The following is an 18,692-nucleotide window of genomic DNA, read 5'->3' as shown; positions in this document are numbered from 1 at the left end:
CAACCTCTAGTCGAGTTGTTCGGCGATGCTCTGCGGCACCGGGATCTGGATTTCCAGCAATTGCTGGGCGAAGGCCTTGCCCTGTGGGTCGATGCGCAGGCTCGCGACACCGCCGCCACCGAGGGCGTTTTCCAGCAGGAAGTTCAGGCTGTGGGTGCCAGGCAGATACCAGCGTTCGACCCGGCCGTGAATCGGGTCGAGCACATGGCGCATCCAGTCGACGATCACTGCCGGGGTCAGCGCTTCGGCGATCCACGGCAGGTATTCGGGCCGGCGCGGCAGGACGCCGATGTTGCTGTGATCGCCCTTGTCACCGGAACGCGCCACCGCCAGTTTCACCAACGGCACACTGGCGTCGGCACAGCCCTGGGGTTTGGGCGGCTGGTCGGGGGTGGGCAGGTCGTGGCTGTCGAGCGACCCCTGCGCGGGCAGGGCGCAGGGGTGCTGCTCACCGGCCATGTCGACTTGCAGGGTGCAGGCACTTTTATCGATCAGGAACGAGAACAGACGGATCAGCGGGTACACCGTCGGCCGTCCGCCGACGATGCCGGTCAGCCCCGGCGCCATGCCGGTGGCGGCTTGAGCGATTTCCCGGGAGAACAGCACCAACGCCTGTTTCTGTGGGTGGCGCACGGCGATTTTGATCACCACCTCGCGGCTGTCCCGGCGCTGACCGTGGGGGCCGTAGGTGGCTTCGCTGCCGAGCAGTTCGATGTCGACTTCGCTGTAGGGCAGCCAGCCACGTTGGCTGAACAGCTCCGAGGTCTTGTCGATGATCGCCTGGCTCACGCGCTGTGCCTTGTCCACCGCATCGATGCCGGCGATCAGGCAACTGGCGGTGCAGCGAAAGCCGTCCGGCCAGGTGGCGCTGACCTTGTATTTGTCGCTGGGCGGCAAGCCTTTGGCGCCGTGCACCTGTACGGCGTTTTTGCCTTGTTGCTGCAATTTGACCTGGGTGAAATCGCAGACCACGTCCGGCAACAGGTACGCCTGCGGGTCGCCGATTTCGTAGAGCATCTGCTCGCCGACGGTCAGTGGCGTCACCAGGCCGCCGGAGCCTTCAGGTTTGCTGACGATGAACTGGCCGTCGGCGCTGACTTCAACGATGGGAAAACCGATGTGTTCGTAATCCGGCACGTCGCGCCAGTCGGTGAAATTGCCGCCGGTGCATTGTGCGCCGCATTCGATGATGTGCCCGGCCAGCGCGGCCTGGGCGAGCTTGTCGTAGTCGTGCCAGGCCCAGCCGAACTCATGCACCAGCGCCGCGCTGACCACCGCGCTGTCGACCACGCGCCCGGTGATGACGATGTCGGCGCCCAGGCGCAATGCCTCGACGATGCCAGGCGCGCCAAGGTAGGCGTTGGTCGACACGCATATTGGCGGCAGCGGGGCGCCGTTGAACATCTCATGGATGCCCTGGGAGGCGAGTTGCTTGAATTGCGGTTGCAGGTCATCGCCCAGCAGCACGGCGATTTTCAGCGCCACACCGGCCTTGTCGCAGATTGCTTGCAGAGCGGCGGCACACGCCTGTGGATTGATTCCGCCAGCGTTGCTGATGACACGGATGTTCTGTTCGGCCAATTTTGGCAGCAGCGGGGCGAGCACCTCGATGAAGTCCCCGGCGAACCCGGCCTGCGGGTCTTTCAGGCGGGCGCCGGCCATGATCGACATCGTGATCTCGGCCAGGTAGTCGAACACCAGATAATCCAGGCGCCCGCCTGCCACAAGCTGCGCGGCGGCGGTACTGGTGTCACCCCAGAATGCGCTGGCGCATCCGATGCGAACGGTGGTTGGCATTGTTATCTCCGACTCAGGAACCTGCGACAGAAGTGTCTGGAGGCTACCAAGCAAGCGCTTGGTTTGTAAACAGCTGAAATATCTTCTGCCCAAGCGCTTGCTTGGTCGCGGCCTGCGGCTTAAATTGCGCGCAACCCTGCGTGTTCAGGGGGCAACAGACTGATCGACTGTAGGAGAGAACGGGTGGACGAGCAAAAAGCCCTGCGGGTCATGCGCGAACTGGTCGACCAAGGCCAACTGACCGACCCTGACAGCGCTCGCGGCAAACTGCTGCAAGTGGCCGCTCACCTGTTTCGCAACAAGGGCTATGAACGCACCACCGTGCGCGATCTGGCTGGGGCGGTGGGGATCCAGTCCGGAAGCATTTTTCATCACTTCAAAAGCAAGGATGAAATCCTCCGGGCGGTGATGGAAGAAACCATCCGCTACAACACCGCGCTGATGCGCGCCGCGCTGGCCGACGCGACCAGTGTGCGCGAGCGGGTGCTGGCGCTGATCCGTTGCGAATTGCAGTCGATCATGGGCGGCAGCGGCGAAGCGATGGCGGTGCTGGTCTACGAATGGCGCTCGTTGTCCGAAGAAGGTCAGGCCAAAGTGTTGGCCCTGCGTGATGTTTACGAAGATATCTGGCTGCAGGTGCTGGGCGAAGCCAAGGAGATCGGGTTCATCCGTGGCGATGTATTTATAACCCGACGTTTTCTCACTGGCGCGTTGTCCTGGACCACCACCTGGTTCCGTGCCGGCGGCAGTCTGAGCCTCGACCAGTTGGCCGATGAAGCGCTGATTCTGGTGCTTGAAGAGCGCTGACCCACTTTCTAACGGGTCGGGAAACTGGCTAACTGGGCGAAACCGCCTAGCTTGAATGCATTGATCGGTATTTTTTCGGGGAGTGGGGTGTTTTGAAGTCTTCGCCAATTCGGACGGCCACGGGTCTGGTACTCGTCGCGCTGACGGCATTTTCAGGGTCGCCTGCGCAGGCGGCGCAACAGGTTCGAGTGGGCGCCGCACATTTTCCGCCTTACACCATCCGCCCGGAAAGCGGTGCCGATACCGGACTGCTGCCGGAATTGGTCGAAGCGCTGAATGCGTTGCAGACGGACTATCAGTTTGTCCTGGTACCGACCTCGATTCCCCGGCGTTTCGGCGATCTGAAGGAAGGTCGCACCGACATGGCGATTTTCGAAAACCCGGAGTGGGGCTGGAAGGACATTCCACACACCACGGTCGACATGGGCCTGGAAGATGCCGAGATTTTCGTCGCGCAAAGCAAAGACGGTCGGCAGGAGAACTATTTCGCCGATCTCAAGGGCAAGCGCCTGGCGCTGTACAGCGGTTATCACTATGAGTTCGCCAACTTCAATGCCGATCCCAAATACCTTGCTGAGACGTTCAACGCAACGCTGACCTATTCCCACGACAGCAACCTGCTGATGGTGCTGCGCGGGCGAGCCGACATTGCCTTGGTGACGCGCTCTTATCTGTTCGATTATCTGAAGCGCAATGAAAAGATTAAAGACGAGCTGTTGGTGTCGCAGCGTATCGACCAGATCTATCACCACTACGCCATTCTGCGTCCGACCGCACCGATCACTGGCGAGGCATTCGGCAAGTTGCTGCAGGGTTTGCGCGACAACGGCCAGATGCTGAAGATCTTCGACCCTTACAAAATTGCCGTGGTGCCAGTGCCGCATCACTGAGTGATTTCACCCGGGCGGCTAAATTTTCGCTCTCGGCTCACGTCCCATCGTTGAACTGTCGACGATTATCGTGAGCCCGCCCCATGTCCAATCTGAATGACCTGACTGCCCTGGCCCTGCCTTCGGGCAGCCAACTGATAGCCGATGCAACTGAAAGCCGTCTGAGCCTGAGCCTGGATGGGCAACCGCTGATTCGCCTGCGTCTGGACCGTGAAGGTAACGGCCCGATTCAGCTCGATGAGCGTTTTGCCTTGCCGCCAGGCCTGGCGCTGTGGGCGGCCTGTTATTGGTTGTTCGCCCGCGAGCCGGCGCGCCAGCAATTGATCTGGCAACTGGATCAGCCACCCACCGAAGCCTTGCTCAGCGGTCTGCTGGTCAGCACCGAGGTGGCCGGCGAATATCGCTGCGAGCGTACGCTGTTCTGGCAACTGCCACAGCCATGGCTCGGTACTTCACTGAGTGGCGCCTACCCGCAACAAATGGTGATCAGCAGTGGCAAGCGCCACCCGCTGCGCCCGGTGAAACCGCGCGGTGAGGTCTATCGACGTTTCGATGCGCGTCTGGGCGCGTGGATTTCCCTGCGTACGGTGGAGATCGAGCAGGATCTGGCGCGTTTCAACCGCTGGCAGAACAGCCCGCGGGTCGCCAGTTTCTGGCAGGAAGAGGGCAGTCTTGAGCAGCATCGCGACTACCTGAGCAAGCTCGATGCCGATCCACACACCCTGACGTTGATCGGCTGTTTCGACGATCAGCCGTTTGCCTATTTCGAAGCCTATTGGGCCAAGGAAGATCGTATCGCGCCGTTCTACGACGCCGACAATTACGACCGCGGCATTCACATGCTGGTGGGGGAAGAGGATCACCGTGGCCCGCACAAGGTGGCGAGCTGGTTGTCGGCGCTGGTGCACTACCTGTTTCTGGATGATCCGCGCACCCAGCGCGTGGTCGCCGAACCGCGTGCCGACAACGCGAAGATGATCGGCCACATGCACAACCAGTGCTTCCACTGCGAAAAGGAATTCGACTTCCCGCACAAGCGCGCGGCGTTGATGATTCTGGGGCGTGAGCGGTTTTTTGATCGGTGCAAGTTGGCTTGAGGTGACAAGACTTGGGATCTATTGCGGTTTCAAGTCTGCCTTCGCGAGCAAGCCCGCTCCCACATTGACCTTTGTATGCCGGTCAAATGTGGGAGCGGGCTTGCTCGCGAATGGCTTGACGCCCAATTAAGAACTTACCGCCGACCGGCGATCACCGAATCCCCACGACTGCCCGACACCTTGCGGCAGTGCACCAGCGCATCGCGGATCATGAAGTTGACCAGGGTTGGCGAGACGCCGAGTTCCTTGGCGATGTCTTTCTGCGGCACGCCATGCAGGCGGTACATCTCGAAGGCGTAGCGGGTGCGGCTGGGCAGTTCGGTCAGCGCGTCGGCGATGTGTTCCAGAGTCGAGAAGTTGATGTGCGAGGTTTCCGGCGAAGCGCCTTGAATGACCACGTTCAACCCTTCCTCCTCGGGGCCCGAGTACTTCTGCTCCAGCGCCTGTTTACGGTAGTGATCGATGGCGAGGTTGCGCACGATCTGGAACAGGTAACTCAACTGCGCCTTGATCGACGAGGTGATCGGTGGCGCCGACTGCAGCCGGAAGAACGCATCCTGCACCACGTCTTCGGCGCGTGAACGGCAGCCGGTAATGCGCGCTGCAATCTTCACCAGAATCAGTCGGTTGTCGACGAAGGCCTGAAGTAGCGGTGAATCGCACCTGCTTGTGGATACTTGTTCCGTCATGGAAATCACCTTGCTGCCAATAGGTTAGTGGGACGCCTGGGGGACGGGGCCGTCCTACACATCGAGCGACAAATTATGTTGAATGATAATGATTGTCAATTGAGAAAGAGAAGTAATGCGCCACAAAGGTGCATTCTGAGAACTGCGACACGCCGCCACACCCCAGTCCCATTGGCGCTCCGGCCGGGCGACTAATTATTTCAAGACGTCATCCGTTCTCATTGGTGAATGGTTCCGGGTACACAACCCCGGCCAGACAGCATTCCGAAGCCTTGCGCGGTCGGCACAGACCGCGCCCTGCATGCCCTTCGAGGGGCGTGACGCAGCAACCCGATTCCATTAGCAAGCCGAATTCAGGCAGGAAACCTCATGACCGACGCGTTCGAACTCCCCAGCACCCTGGTCCAAGCCCTCCAGCGCCGCGCGGCCCTGACGCCGGATCAACTGGCCTTGCGTTTTCTCGCCGAAAACCCAGAGCAGGCTGTGGTACTCAGTTATCGCGAACTCGATCAGCGTGCCCGCAGCATCGCGGCCGCGTTGCAGGCTGAAGCCGAATTCGGCGATCGCGCGGTGCTGCTGTTTCCCAGCGGCCCGGATTACGTCGCGGCGTTCTTCGGTTGCCTGTACGCCGGGGTGATCGCGGTGCCGGCCTATCCGCCGGAGTCCGCCCGGCGTCACCATCAGGAGCGCCTGCTGTCGATCATTGCCGACGCCGAACCGCGTCTGCTGCTGACCAGCGCCGACCTGCGCGATGCCTTGCAGCAAATCGAAGGGGCACCGCCGTTGCTGTGCGTCGATACGCTCGACAGCACACTGGCCGAGAACTGGGTCGAACCAGAATTGCCCGGCGATCACATCGCCTTCCTGCAATACACCTCCGGCTCCACGGCACTGCCCAAAGGCGTGCAGGTCAGCCACGGCAACCTGGTGGCCAACGAGCTGCTGATCCGCCACGGTTTCGGTATCGACGTGAACCCCGACGACGTGATCGTCAGCTGGCTGCCGCTGTACCACGACATGGGCCTGATTGGCGGATTGCTCCAGCCCATTTTCAGCGGCGTGCCGTGCATCCTGATGTCGCCGGCGTACTTCCTCGGTCGGCCGTTGCGCTGGCTGGAAGCGATCAGCGAATACGGCGGAACCATCAGCGGCGGCCCGGATTTCGCCTACCGTCTGTGCAGCGAGCGCGTCAGTGAATCGGCGCTGGAGCGTCTCGACCTGAGCCGCTGGCGCGTGGCCTATTCCGGCTCGGAACCGATCCGTCTCGACACCCTTGAACGCTTCGCCGAGAAGTTCACCGCGTGCGGCTTCAGCGAGACCAGTTTCATGGCCTCTTACGGTCTGGCCGAGGCAACCCTGTTCGTTGCCGGTACACCGCGTGGCACCGGCATTCCTGCACTGCGCGTGGACGATCAGGCGCTGGCGCAAAACCGCGCAGAACCGGGCGATGGCAGCCCGATCATGAGTTGCGGCGTCAGCCAGCCAGAGCACGCGGTGCTGATCGTGGAGCCAACCAGTCTGCAGGAACTCAATGACCACGCGGTCGGCGAAGTCTGGGCCGCCGGGCCGAGCATCGCCCATGGCTACTGGCGCAATCCCGAAGCCAGCGCCAAAACCTTCGTCCAGCACGCCGGCCAGACCTGGCTGCGCACAGGCGATCTGGGGTTCATTCGCGACGGCGAACTGTTCATCACCGGGCGCCTGAAAGACATGCTGATCGTGCGCGGCCACAACCTGTACCCGCAGGACATCGAGCAAACCGTCGAGCGCGAAGTGGAAGTGGTGCGCAAGGGCCGGGTCGCGGCATTCGCGGTCAGTCAGGACGGTGAGGAAGGCATCGGTATCGCCGCAGAAATCAGCCGCAGCGTGCAGAAAATCCTCCCGCCCGATGCGCTGATCAAAGCCATTCGCCAGGCGGTGGCCGAGGCGTATCAAGAGGCGCCGAGCGTGGTGGTGCTGCTCAATCCGGGCGCGTTGCCGAAGACCTCCAGCGGCAAACTGCAGCGCTCGGCCTGCCGCAATCGTCTGGCCGATGGCAGCCTCGACAGCTACGCGGTGTTCCCGTCCGCCAGCAAATCCACTGAACACTCAGACGCCTCGGCGTCCGAACTGGAAGCCCTGATCGGCAAGATCTGGGCCGAGCAACTCAACGTCAGACAGGTCAGTGCCGACGACCACTTCTTCCTCCTCGGCGGCAACTCGATTGCGGCTACTCAGGTGATCGCCAAGGTGCGCGAAGAGCTGGGCCTGGAGCTGAACCTGCGTCTGCTGTTCGAAGCGCCGACCCTGGCGGCGTTCGCCGCTGCCATGGCGCAACAGCAACAGGACGGTGGCAGCGCCCAAGGCGAAATCACCGCGTTGCCGCGCACGGAAGCGCTGCCGCAATCACTGGCGCAAAACCGTCTGTGGATCACCTGGCAACTCGACCCGCACAGCAGCGCCTACAACATCCCCGGTGCTCTGCGTCTGCGTGGTGAACTGGACGAAGATGCGCTGCGCGCCAGCTTCCAGCAGTTGATCGAACGCCACGAAGCCCTGCGCACGCGCTTCTTCGAGCAGGACGGCGTGGCGCTGCAACAGGTCGAGGCGGCGACTGAATTCAACCTGCAACTGATCGACATCAGCGACCTGCCGGCCCATGAGCGTGAAGCCCGCGCGCAACAGGTCCGCGAAGATGAAGCCCGCACCCGGTTCGATCTGGAAAAAGGCCCGCTGCTGTGGGTGACGCTGGTGCGTCTTGACGACGAAGATCACCAGTTGCTGGTGACACTGCACCACATCATCGCCGACGGCTGGTCGCTGAACGTGCTGATCGACGAGTTCTCGCGCCTGTACGCCGCAGCATCCCAAGGCCAGCGCGCCGAACTGGCGCCGCTGCCGACCCAATACGCCGACTACGGCAGCTGGCAGCGTCAATGGCTGGCGCAAGGCGAGGGCGAGCGGCAACTGGCCTACTGGAAGGCGCAACTGGGCGATGAACATCGCGCGCTGGAACTGGCCAGCGATCATCCGCGCTCGGCCAGGCAAGTGCACAGCGCCGCCCGTCACAGCGTGCGTCTCGGTGTCAGCCTCAGCGATGCGATCAAACAGACCGCCCAGGCGCACCAATCGACGCCGTTCATGCTGTTGCTCTCGGCGTTCCAGAGCCTGCTGCACCGCTATAGCGGTCAGCGCGATATTCGCATCGGCGTGCCCAACGCCAACCGTCCGCGCCTGGAAACCCAGGGCCTGATAGGCTTCTTCATCAACACCCAGGTGCTGCGCGCCGAGGTTGATTCGCGCCTGCCGTTTGTCGAGTTGCTGGCGCAAACCCGCGAGGCCGCACTCGGTGCTCAGGCGAATCAGGATCTGCCTTTCGAACAACTGCTCGAAGCCTTCCCGCAGGCGCGTGAGCAGGGTTTGTTCCAGGTCATGTTCAACCACCAGCAGCGCGACCTCAGTGCGCTCAAACGCCTGCCGGGGCTGCTCGCCGAAGAGCTGCCGTGGCACAGCCGCGAGGCCAAGTTCGACCTGCAACTGCACAGTGAAGAAGATCGCAACGGACGCCTGACCCTGTCCTTCGACTACGCCGATGAGTTGTTCGAAGCGACGACCATCGAGCGTCTGGCCGAACACTTCAGCAACCTGCTGCGCGCCGTCTGCGAGCAACCGCTACAAGCGATCGGCGATCTGCAGTTGCTCACTCCGTGCGAGCACGATCAGCAAGATGCGTGGAGCGTCGCGCCGTGCACCCCAGCGCAACAATGGCTGCCGGAACTGCTCAACGAACAGGCGCGCCAGACCCCGGAACGCACCGCGCTGGTGTGGGACGGCGGCAGCCTCGATTTCGCCGAACTGCACGCCCAGGCCAACCGCCTCGCGCATTACCTGCGCGACAAAGGTGTCGGCCCGGATGTCTGCGTGGCGATCGCTGCCGAGCGTTCGCCGCAACTGCTGATCGGTCTGCTGGCAATCATCAAGGCTGGCGGTGCCTATGTGCCGCTGGACCCGGAATACCCGGCCGAACGCCTGACCTACATGCTCAGCGACAGCGGTGTCGAACTGTTGCTGACCCAGACCGCATTGCTCGACCGTCTGCCGGCCAGCGACGGCGTCAGCGTGATCGCCATGGATGCGCTGCACCTGGAGAACTGGCCGAGCCAGGCGCCGGGTCTGCACCTGCACGGCGACCACCTCGCCTATGTGATTTACACCTCGGGCTCCACCGGCCAGCCGAAAGGCGTCGGCAACACTCACGCGGCATTGGCCGAACGACTGCAATGGATGCAGAACACTTATCGCCTGAACGACACCGACGTGCTGATGCAAAAGGCGCCGATCAGTTTCGACGTGTCGGTGTGGGAGTGCTTCTGGCCGCTGATCACCGGCGCACGATTGCTGATTGCCGCACCGGGCGAGCACCGTGATCCGCATCGCATCGCCCAACTGGTTCAGACATACGGCGTGACCACGCTGCACTTCGTGCCGCCGTTGCTCTCGCTGTTCATCGATGAACCGCTGAGCGCTGAGTGCACCAGCCTGCGCCGGGTATTCTCCGGCGGTGAAGCGCTGCCGGCGGAGCTGCGTAACCGGGTGCTGGCGCAACTGCCAGCGGTGCAATTGCACAACCGCTATGGCCCGACGGAAACCGCGATCAACGTCACCCACTGGCACTGCACCAGCGCCGACGGCGAGCGTTCGCCGATTGGCCGCCCGCTGGGCAACGTGATCTGCCGCGTGCTCGACGCCGATCTCAATCCCGTACCGGCCGGTGTGCCGGGTGAGCTGTGCATCAGCGGCATCGGTCTCGCTCGCGGTTACCTTGGCCGTCCGGCACTGACGGCTGAACGTTTTGTTGTCGATCCATTGGGCGAGCAGGGCGCACGTTTGTACCGCACCGGTGACCGCGCACGCTGGACCTCGGACGGCGTGATCGAATACCTCGGGCGTCTCGATCAACAGGTCAAGCTGCGTGGCTTGCGCGTTGAACCGGAAGAAATCGAAGCGCGTCTGCTGGCCCAGGATGGCGTCGCCCAAGCCGTGGTGCTGGTGCGCGAAACCGCCGCCGGTGCGCAACTGATCGGCTATTTCACCGCGCTGGATGCCAACGAAGATCAGGACGCGCAGAGCGCCCGCCTGAAGACCGCACTGGCCGCCGAGCTGCCGGAATACATGGTCCCGGCGCAACTGATGCGTCTGGAACAAATGCCCCTGAGCCCCAGCGGCAAACTTGATCGCCACGCATTGCCCGAACCGCAGTGGCAAGTGCGCGAACACGTCGAGCCGGTCACCGAACTGGAACAACAGATCGCCGCGATCTGGCGTGAAGTGCTAGGCCTGAAACAGGTCGGTCTGCGCGACGACTTCTTCGCCCTCGGCGGACATTCGCTGCTGGCCACACAAATCATCTCGCGCAGCCGTCAGGCCTGTGACGTCGAACTGCCGCTGCGCGCCTTGTTCGAACACAGTGAGCTGGGCGATTTCGCCGAGCAGATCCGTTTGATCCAGGCCAGCGGCCGCACCAACAAACAACCGCCGATCGACAAGGTTGATCGTAGCCAACCGGTGCCGTTGTCGTACTCGCAACAGCGCATGTGGTTCCTCTGGCAGATGGAGCCGGACAGCCCGGCGTACAACGTCGGCGGTATGGCGCGCCTGCGTGGCGTGTTGCATGTCGAGCGTTTCGAGGCGGCCTTGCAGGCGTTGATCCTGCGCCACGAAACCCTGCGCACCACCTTCCCGAGCATCGACGGCGTAGCCCGGCAGCAGGTGCATGCCGATACGGGCGTGCGCATGGACTGGAAGGATTTCTCCAAATTCGCGGCAGAGGTACGCGAGCAAAAGGTTCAGCAACTGGCCGACGCCGAAGCGCATTTGCCGTTCGATCTGGAGACCGGGCCGTTGTTGCGCGCGTGTCTGGTAAAGACCGCCGAGTACGAGCATTACTTTGTCCTGACCCTGCACCACATCGTCACCGAAGGCTGGGCGATGGACATCTTCGCCCGCGAACTCAGTGCGCTGTACGAAGCGTTCGTCGATGACCGCGACTCGCCGCTGGAACCGCTGCCGGTGCAGTACCTCGACTACAGCGTCTGGCAGCGCAACTGGCTGGAGTCCGGTGAGCGTCAGCGTCAGCTCGACTACTGGACTGCGCAACTGGGTCGCGAGCATCCACTGCTGGAGCTGCCCGGCGACCGTCCGCGTCCACCCGTGCAAAGCCATCAGGGCGAACTGTTGCGCTTCGACCTCAGTGATGACCTCGCTGCCCGTGTCCGTGCGTTCAACGCGCAAAACGGTCTGACTCTGTTCATGACCATGACCGCCGCGCTCGCCACCTTGCTCTATCGCTACAGCGGCCAGACCGATCTGCGTATCGGCGCACCGGTGGCCAACCGTATCCGCCCGGAAAGCGAAGGGCTGATCGGCGCGTTCCTCAACACCCAGGTGCTGCGTTGCCAGCTCGACGGCCAGATGTCGGTCGGCGAGTTGTTCGAGCAGGTGCGCCACACCGTCATCGAAGGCCAGTCGCATCAGGACCTGCCGTTCGATCATCTGGTTGAAGCCCTGCAACCACCGCGCAGCGCCGCGTATAACCCGCTGTTCCAGGTGATGTGCAACGTGCAGCGCTGGGAATTCCAGCAGAGCCGCATGCTCGCCGGGATGACCGTCGAGTACCTGGCCAACGACGCGCGGGCGACCAAGTTCGACCTCAACCTGGAAGTCACCGACCTCGACCATCGCCTCGGTTGCTGCCTGACGTACAGCACCGACCTGTTCGACGAACCGACCATTGCGCGCATGGCCCGGCATTGGCGCAATCTGCTGGAAGCGTTGATCGCCGATCCGCAGCAGCGCCTGAGCCAATTGCCGTTGCTGGCTGCCCCGGAGCAACAGCAACTGCTCGACAGCCTTGGTGTCGAGCCGGGCGAGCATCGCCTCGACCAGTGCATCCATCACCTGTTCGCCGAGCAGGCGCTGGCACGCAAAGACGCGCCGGCCCTGACGTTCGCCGGGCAGACCCTGAGCTACGCCGAACTCGACGCCCGCGCCAATCGCCTGGCCTGGGCCTTGCGTGAACGCGGCGTAGGTCCGCAAGTGCGGGTCGGTCTGGCGCTGGAGCGCTCGCTGGAAATGGTCATCGGTCTGCTGGCGATTCTCAAGGCCGGCGGCGCTTACGTGCCGCTGGATCCGGAATACCCGCTCGACCGTTTGCACTACATGATCGAAGACAGCCGCATTGGTCTTCTGCTCAGTGATCGGGCGATGTTCAACGCCCTCGGCGATCTGCCGCCGAGCGTGGCGCGCTGGTGCCTGGAGGAGGACAGCGCGGCGCTGGCCGATTACCCGGCCAGCGAGTTGCCGTTCATCAGTCTGCCGCAGCATCAGGCCTACCTGATCTACACCTCGGGCTCCACCGGCAAGCCGAAAGGCGTGGTGGTGTCTCACGGTGAAATCGCCATGCATTGCCAGGCGGTGATTGCGCGTTTCGGCATGCGTGCGGATGACTGCGAACTGCACTTCTATTCGATCAACTTCGACGCTGCCACCGAGCGTCTGCTGGTGCCGTTGCTCAGCGGTGCGCAAGTGGTGCTGCGGGCGCAAGGGCAGTGGGATGCGCAAGAGATCTGCGGCTTGATCCGTACTCACCGGATCAACGTGCTTGGTTTCACCCCGAGCTACGGCAGCCAGTTGGCGCAGTTCCTCGCCACGCAACACGAGATTCTGCCGGTGCGGATGATCATCACCGGCGGCGAAGCGCTGACCGGCGAACACCTGCAGCGGATTCGCGCCGCGTTCAAACCGAGCCTGTTCTTCAACGCCTACGGCCCGACCGAAACCGTGATCATGCCGCTCGCCAGTCTGGCGCCGGAGGTGCTGGAAGAGGGGGCCGGCAGTGTGCCGATCGGCAGCGTGATCGGCGACCGTGTGGCGTACATTCTCGACGCCGATCTGGCGCTGGTGCCGCAAGGCGCAACCGGAGAATTGTTCGTTGGCGGTGCCGGTCTGGCGCAGGGCTATCACGACCGTCCGGGCATCAGCGCCGAGCGTTTTGTCGCCGACCCGTTTGCCGCCAATGGCGGGCGCATGTACCGCACCGGCGACCTGGTGCGCCAGCGTGCCGATGGGCTGGTGGAATACCTGGGGCGGATCGACCATCAGGTGAAGATTCGCGGTTTCCGTATCGAGTTGGGCGAGATTGAAACCCGTCTGCTCGATCACGCTTCGATCCGGGAAGCGGTGGTGCTGGCGCTGGATGCGCCAAGCGGCAAACAACTGGTTGCCTATCTGGTCAGCGAAGTCGCCGAGCAAGGCGAAGCACAACAGGCCGAACTGCGCGAAGCACTGAAGTCGCATCTCAAGACGCTACTGCCGGACTACATGGTGCCGACGCACCTGATCCTGCTGGCGAGCATGCCGCTGACCGCCAACGGCAAACTCGACCGCCGCGCCTTGCCGGCGCCGGACCCTGAGCTCAATCGTCAGGACTACGTCGCCCCGAGCAATGAGCTGGAACAGGCCCTGGCGCAGATCTGGTGCGAAGTGCTCAACCTCGAACAGGTCGGCCTCAACGACAACTTCTTCGAACTGGGCGGTGACTCGATTCTGTCGATTCAAGTGGTCAGCCGTGCGCGACAGCAGGGCATCCACTTCAGCCCGCGTGATCTCTTCCAGCATCAGACCGTGCAGACCCTCGCCGGCGTCGCCAGCCGCAGCGAACAAGTGACGGCCGAGCAAGGCCTGGTCAGCGGTGAGTCGGCGCTGACGCCAATTCAGCACTGGTTCTTCGACACTGAAATCCCGCAGCGTCAGCACTGGAACCAGGCCTTGTTGCTGGAGCCGAGCGTGGCGCTGGAGCCGCATTGTCTGGAGCAGGCGCTGCTGGCAGTGATCGAGCAGCACGACGCCCTGCGTCTGCGTTTCACTGAGGTGGGCAGTCAGTGGCAGGCGGCGCATCAACCGGTCTCGGATGCCGCTGTGTTGTGGCAGGTGCGTGTGGCGGCGATGGACAAGTGCGAAGCGCTGTTCGCCGATGCACAGCGCAGTCTCGACCTGCAAAGCGGCCCGCTGATGCGCGCGTTGCTGGTCGATGGGCCCGAAGGTCAGCAACGCTTGTTCATCACGATCCATCACTTGGTGGTCGACGGTGTCTCGTGGCGCGTGCTGCTCGATGATCTGCAAACCGTGTATCGCCAACTCGACGCCGAACAGTCGGTGAAACTGCCGGCGAAAACCAGTGCCTTCAAGGACTGGGCGGCACGCTTGCAGGCCTATGCCGGCAGCGAATCGCTGCGCGAAGAACTGAACTGGTGGCAGACGCAACTGGCTGGGCCGAACGCCGAACTGCCATGCGAAAACCCGCAGGGCGGACGGCAGAACCGCCATGCACAAACCGTCAGCGTGCGCCTCGATGCCGAGCGTACCCAGCAACTGCTGCAACAGGCGCCGCGCGCCTATCGCACTCAGGTCAACGACCTGCTGCTGACCGCACTGGCCCGCGTCTTGTGCCGCTGGAGCGGTCAGCCGTCGGCGCTGATTCAGCTGGAAGGCCACGGCCGCGAAACCCTGTTCGACGAGATTGACCTGACCCGCACCGTCGGCTGGTTCACCAGTGCCTATCCACTACGCCTGACCCCGCACAACATCGAAGAGGCTGCCGGGCAGGGCGCTTCGATCAAGGCGATCAAGGAGCAATTGCGCGATGTGCCGCACAAAGGCCTGGGCTATGGCGTGCTGCGTTATCTGGCCGATGACCTCAGCCAGCGCAGCATGGCGGCGTTGCCGAACGCACCGGTCACCTTCAACTACCTCGGCCAGTTCGACCAGAGTTTCGGCAGCGATGCGCTGTTCCGTCCGCTGGATGAGCCGGTCGGTGCCGCCCACGATCCGCAGGCGCCGCTGCCCAACGAGTTGAGCATCGACAGTCAGGTGTATGGCGGTGAACTGCTGCTGCGCTGGACTTTCAGTGCCGAGCGTTATGACGCGCTGACTATCAATGAGCTGGCCGACGCCTACCTCGGCGAACTGCAAAGCCTGATCGCCCATTGTCTGCAAGACGCCGCCGGCGGCCTCACGCCGTCGGACTTCCCGCTGGCGAAACTGACCCAGGCGCAACTCGATGCGTTGCCGGTGCCAGCCGCGCAGATCGAAGACGTTTATCCGCTGACGCCGATGCAGGAAGGCATGTTGCTGCACACCCTGCTTGAACCGGGCACCGGCCTGTACTACATGCAGGATCGCTACCGCATCAACAGCGAGCTCGATCCCGAGCGTTTCACCCAGGCCTGGCAAGCGGTGGTCGCCCGTCATGAAGCGTTGCGCGCGTCGTTCTGCTGGAACGTCGGCGAAGACATGCTGCAAGTGATTCACACCCCGGGACGCACGCCGATCGAGTACCTGGACTGGAGCGCTGTCGCCGAAATCGAGCAGGAACCGCAGCTGCAAACGCTGCTGAAAAACGAGCGCGAGGCCGGTTTCGATCTGCTCAATCAACCACCGTTCCACCTGCGCCTGATCAAGGTTGGCGCCGCGCGTTACTGGTTCATGATGAGCAACCACCACATCCTGATCGATGCCTGGTGCCGTTCGCTGCTGATGAACGATTTCTTCGAGATCTACACCGCCCTCGGTGAAGGTCGCGAAGCGCAGTTGTCGCTGCCGCCGCGTTACCGCGATTACATCGGCTGGCTGCAACGCCAGAGCCTGGCCGAGGCGCGCCAATGGTGGCAGCAGAACCTGCAAGGCTTCGAACGCACCACGCCGATCGCGAGCGACCGGCCGTTCCTGCGGGAACACGCCGGTGAAAGCGGCGGGATGATCGTCGGTGACCGCTACACCCCCCTCAATGTCGAGGACGGTGCGCGTCTGCGTGAATTGGCCCAAGCCCATCAATTGACCATCAATACCTTCGCCCAGGCGGCGTGGGCCTTGGTCCTGCGACGCATGAGCGGTGATCGCGACGTGCTGTTCGGCGTCACCGTGGCCGGGCGCCCGGTGGACATGCCCGAGATGCAACGCACCGTCGGCCTGTTCATCAACAGCATCGCGCTGCGGGTGAAAATGCCTGAAGACGATCAACGCAGCAGCGTGCGGCAGTGGCTGAGCGCTTTGCTCGACAGCAACATGCAACTGCGCGAGTACGAATACCTGCCGCTGGTGAACATTCAGGAGCAGAGCGAACTGCCCAAAGGCCAGCCGCTGTTCGACAGCCTGTTCGTGTTCGAAAACGCGCCGGTGGAAGTCTCGGTGCTGGACCGCGCGCAGAGCCTCAACGCGACTTCGGACTCCGGCCGTACCCACACCAACTTCCCGTTGACGGCGGTGTGCTACCCGGGCGATGACCTTGGGCTGCATCTGTCGTATGACCAGCGTTACTTCGACGAATCGACCATCGAGCGCATGCTCGGCGAGTTCAAGCGGCTGTTGCTGGCGCTGGTCGATGGCTTCCATGGCGACATGGCCGAGCTGCCGCTGCTGGGTACCGAGGAGCAGGAATTCCTGCTACACGGTTGCAACCAGAGCGCGCACGATTATCCGCTGGAGCAGAGCTACGTTGCGCTGTTCGAAGCGCAGGTTGCAGCGCATCCGCAACGCATCGCCGCCACTTGCCTCGATCAGCAACTGAACTATGCCGAGCTGAACCACAACGCCAACCGCCTCGGCCATGCACTGGTCGCCGCAGGTGTGCAGATGGATCAACCGGTGGCGTTGCTGGCGGAGCGTAACCTCGACCTGCTGGGCATGATCATCGGCAGCTTCAAGGCCGGTGCCGGTTACTTGCCGCTGGATCCGGGCCTGCCGAGCCAGCGCCTGCAACGCATCATCGAACTGAGCCGCACGCCGCTGCTGGTGTGCACTGAAGCCTGCCGCGAACAGGCGCAGACCTTGCTCGATGAATTCAGCTGCGCCAACCGCCCACGGCTGTTGGTCTGGGAAGAGGTTCAGGCGCTGGCGACGGCGCTGCAAAATCCGGGCATCTACAGTGGCCCGGACAACCTCGCCTATGTGATCTACACCTCGGGTTCAACCGGTTTGCCGAAAGGCGTGATGGTCGAGCAGCGCGGCATGCTCAACAACCAGTTGAGCAAGCGTCCGTACCTTGATTTGAGCGACGCCGATGTGATCGCGCAGACCGCATCGCAAAGCTTCGATATTTCGGTCTGGCAGTTCCTCGCCGCGCCGTTGTTCGGCGCGCGAGTGGACATCGTGCCGAACACCATCGCCCACGATCCGCAAGGTTTGCTGGTGCACGTGCAAGCCCAAGGCATTACCGTGCTGGAGAGCGTGCCGTCGCTGATTCAGGGCATGCTTGCCGCTGAGCGCCTGAGCCTCGAGGGCCTGCGCTGGATGCTGCCGACCGGCGAAGCGATGCCGCCGGAACTGGCGCACCAGTGGCTGCTGCGTTATCCGCAGATCGGTCTGGTCAACGCCTACGGCCCGGCAGAATGTTCCGATGACGTGGCGTTCTTCCGCGTCGATCTGGCCTCGACTCGCGGCAGCTACTTGCCGATCGGTACGCCGACCGACAACAACGTGCTGTACCTGGTCGATGGTGCGCTGGAACTGGTGCCGCTAGGCGCGGTGGGTGAGTTGTGCGTGGCCGGTACCGGCGTCGGTCGCGGTTACGTCAGCGATCCGCTGCGCACCGCGCCGGTGTTTGTGCCGAACCCGTTCGGCGCGCCGGGCGAACGTCTGTATCGCACCGGTGACCTGGCGCGCCGTCGCAGTGACGGGGTGCTGGAATACGTCGGCCGCGTTGACCATCAGGTGAAGATTCGCGGTTACCGCATCGAACTGGGCGAAATCGAGGCGCGTCTGCACGAGCAACCGGAAGTCCGCGATGCGGCGGTCGGCGTGCAGGAAGGGGTCAATGGCAAGCACTTGGTCGGCTACCTCGTCGCGGCCGACACCGCGCTGAATCCGAGCGAACGCCTGGAGCGGATCAAGCAACGCCTGCGCAGCGAACTGCCTGAGTACATGGTGCCGCTGCACTGGCTGTGGCTGGATCAGTTGCCGCACAACGCCAACGGCAAACTCGACCGCAAGGCCCTGCCGACGCTGGAGATCGGCCAGTTGCAGAGCCAGGATTACCTGGCCCCGCGCAACGAGCTGGAGCAGACCCTGGCGGACATCTGGGCCGAGGTGCTCAAGGTCGACAAGGTCGGTGTGCGCGACAACTTCTTCGAGTTGGGTGGTCACTCGTTGCTCGCCACGCAGATCGCCTCGCGGGTACAGACAACCCTGCAACGCGACGTGCCGCTGCGGGCGATGTTCGAGTGCAGCACGGTGCAGGAACTGGCCGAGTACATTGAGGGCTTGGCGGCCAGCGACATCACCGAGGACAAGGCGGATCGGTTGAATGATCTGATGGCGGAACTGGAAGGCTTGTAATCTCCGTCAACGGTTGCGGCCTCATCGCGAGCAGGCTCGCTCCT

The 18,692-nt window shown here is 63.0% G+C and carries 6 protein-coding genes; 4 read left to right on the top strand and 2 right to left on the bottom strand.

What is annotated here, in order from left to right; translation table 11 throughout:
- Positions 1-6 precede the first annotated feature (6 nt).
- Positions 7-1,797, bottom strand: coding sequence for an acyclic terpene utilization AtuA family protein (locus QMK55_RS04260; RefSeq protein WP_102353989.1), 1,791 nt, complete (start codon positions 1,795-1,797; stop codon positions 7-9).
- 183 nt (positions 1,798-1,980) lie between these two features.
- On the opposite strand from QMK55_RS04260, the gene QMK55_RS04255 reads away from it, so the two are divergent.
- The 3 genes from QMK55_RS04255 (at position 1,981) to QMK55_RS04245 (ending at position 4,591) form a co-directional block, all read left to right on the top strand.
- Entirely contained in the window at positions 1,981-2,604 is a 624-nt protein-coding gene (locus tag QMK55_RS04255) for a TetR/AcrR family transcriptional regulator (protein ID WP_102353988.1), read from the top strand.
- A 92-nt stretch (positions 2,605-2,696) separates the two neighbouring features.
- Positions 2,697-3,494 (top strand): substrate-binding periplasmic protein, encoded by a 798-nt coding sequence (locus QMK55_RS04250; RefSeq protein WP_102353987.1) that lies wholly within the window; start codon positions 2,697-2,699, stop codon positions 3,492-3,494.
- Between the two features lie 83 nt (positions 3,495-3,577).
- A complete protein-coding gene (locus tag QMK55_RS04245; protein ID WP_102353986.1) occupies positions 3,578-4,591 on the top strand; it encodes a GNAT family N-acetyltransferase in 1,014 nt (337 codons plus the stop codon).
- Between the two features lie 134 nt (positions 4,592-4,725).
- Here QMK55_RS04245 and QMK55_RS04240 read toward each other — a convergent pair whose 3' ends face one another.
- Positions 4,726-5,280: an RNA polymerase factor sigma-70 gene (locus tag QMK55_RS04240; RefSeq protein ID WP_102353985.1), complete on the bottom strand. Its 555-nt coding sequence runs from the start codon at positions 5,278-5,280 to the stop codon at positions 4,726-4,728.
- A 369-nt stretch (positions 5,281-5,649) separates the two neighbouring features.
- Between QMK55_RS04240 and QMK55_RS04235 the strand changes: the two genes are divergently transcribed.
- Positions 5,650-18,648 (top strand): non-ribosomal peptide synthetase, encoded by a 12,999-nt coding sequence (locus QMK55_RS04235; protein WP_320328723.1) that lies wholly within the window; start codon positions 5,650-5,652, stop codon positions 18,646-18,648.
- Positions 18,649-18,692: the final 44 nt, after the last annotated feature.

Source organism: Pseudomonas sp. P8_229, assembly GCF_034008635.1.
Taxonomy (GTDB): Bacteria; Pseudomonadota; Gammaproteobacteria; order Pseudomonadales; family Pseudomonadaceae; genus Aquipseudomonas.
The sequence above is the reverse complement of the archived record's forward strand: the minus strand, read 5'-3'. Positions and strand labels throughout refer to the sequence as shown.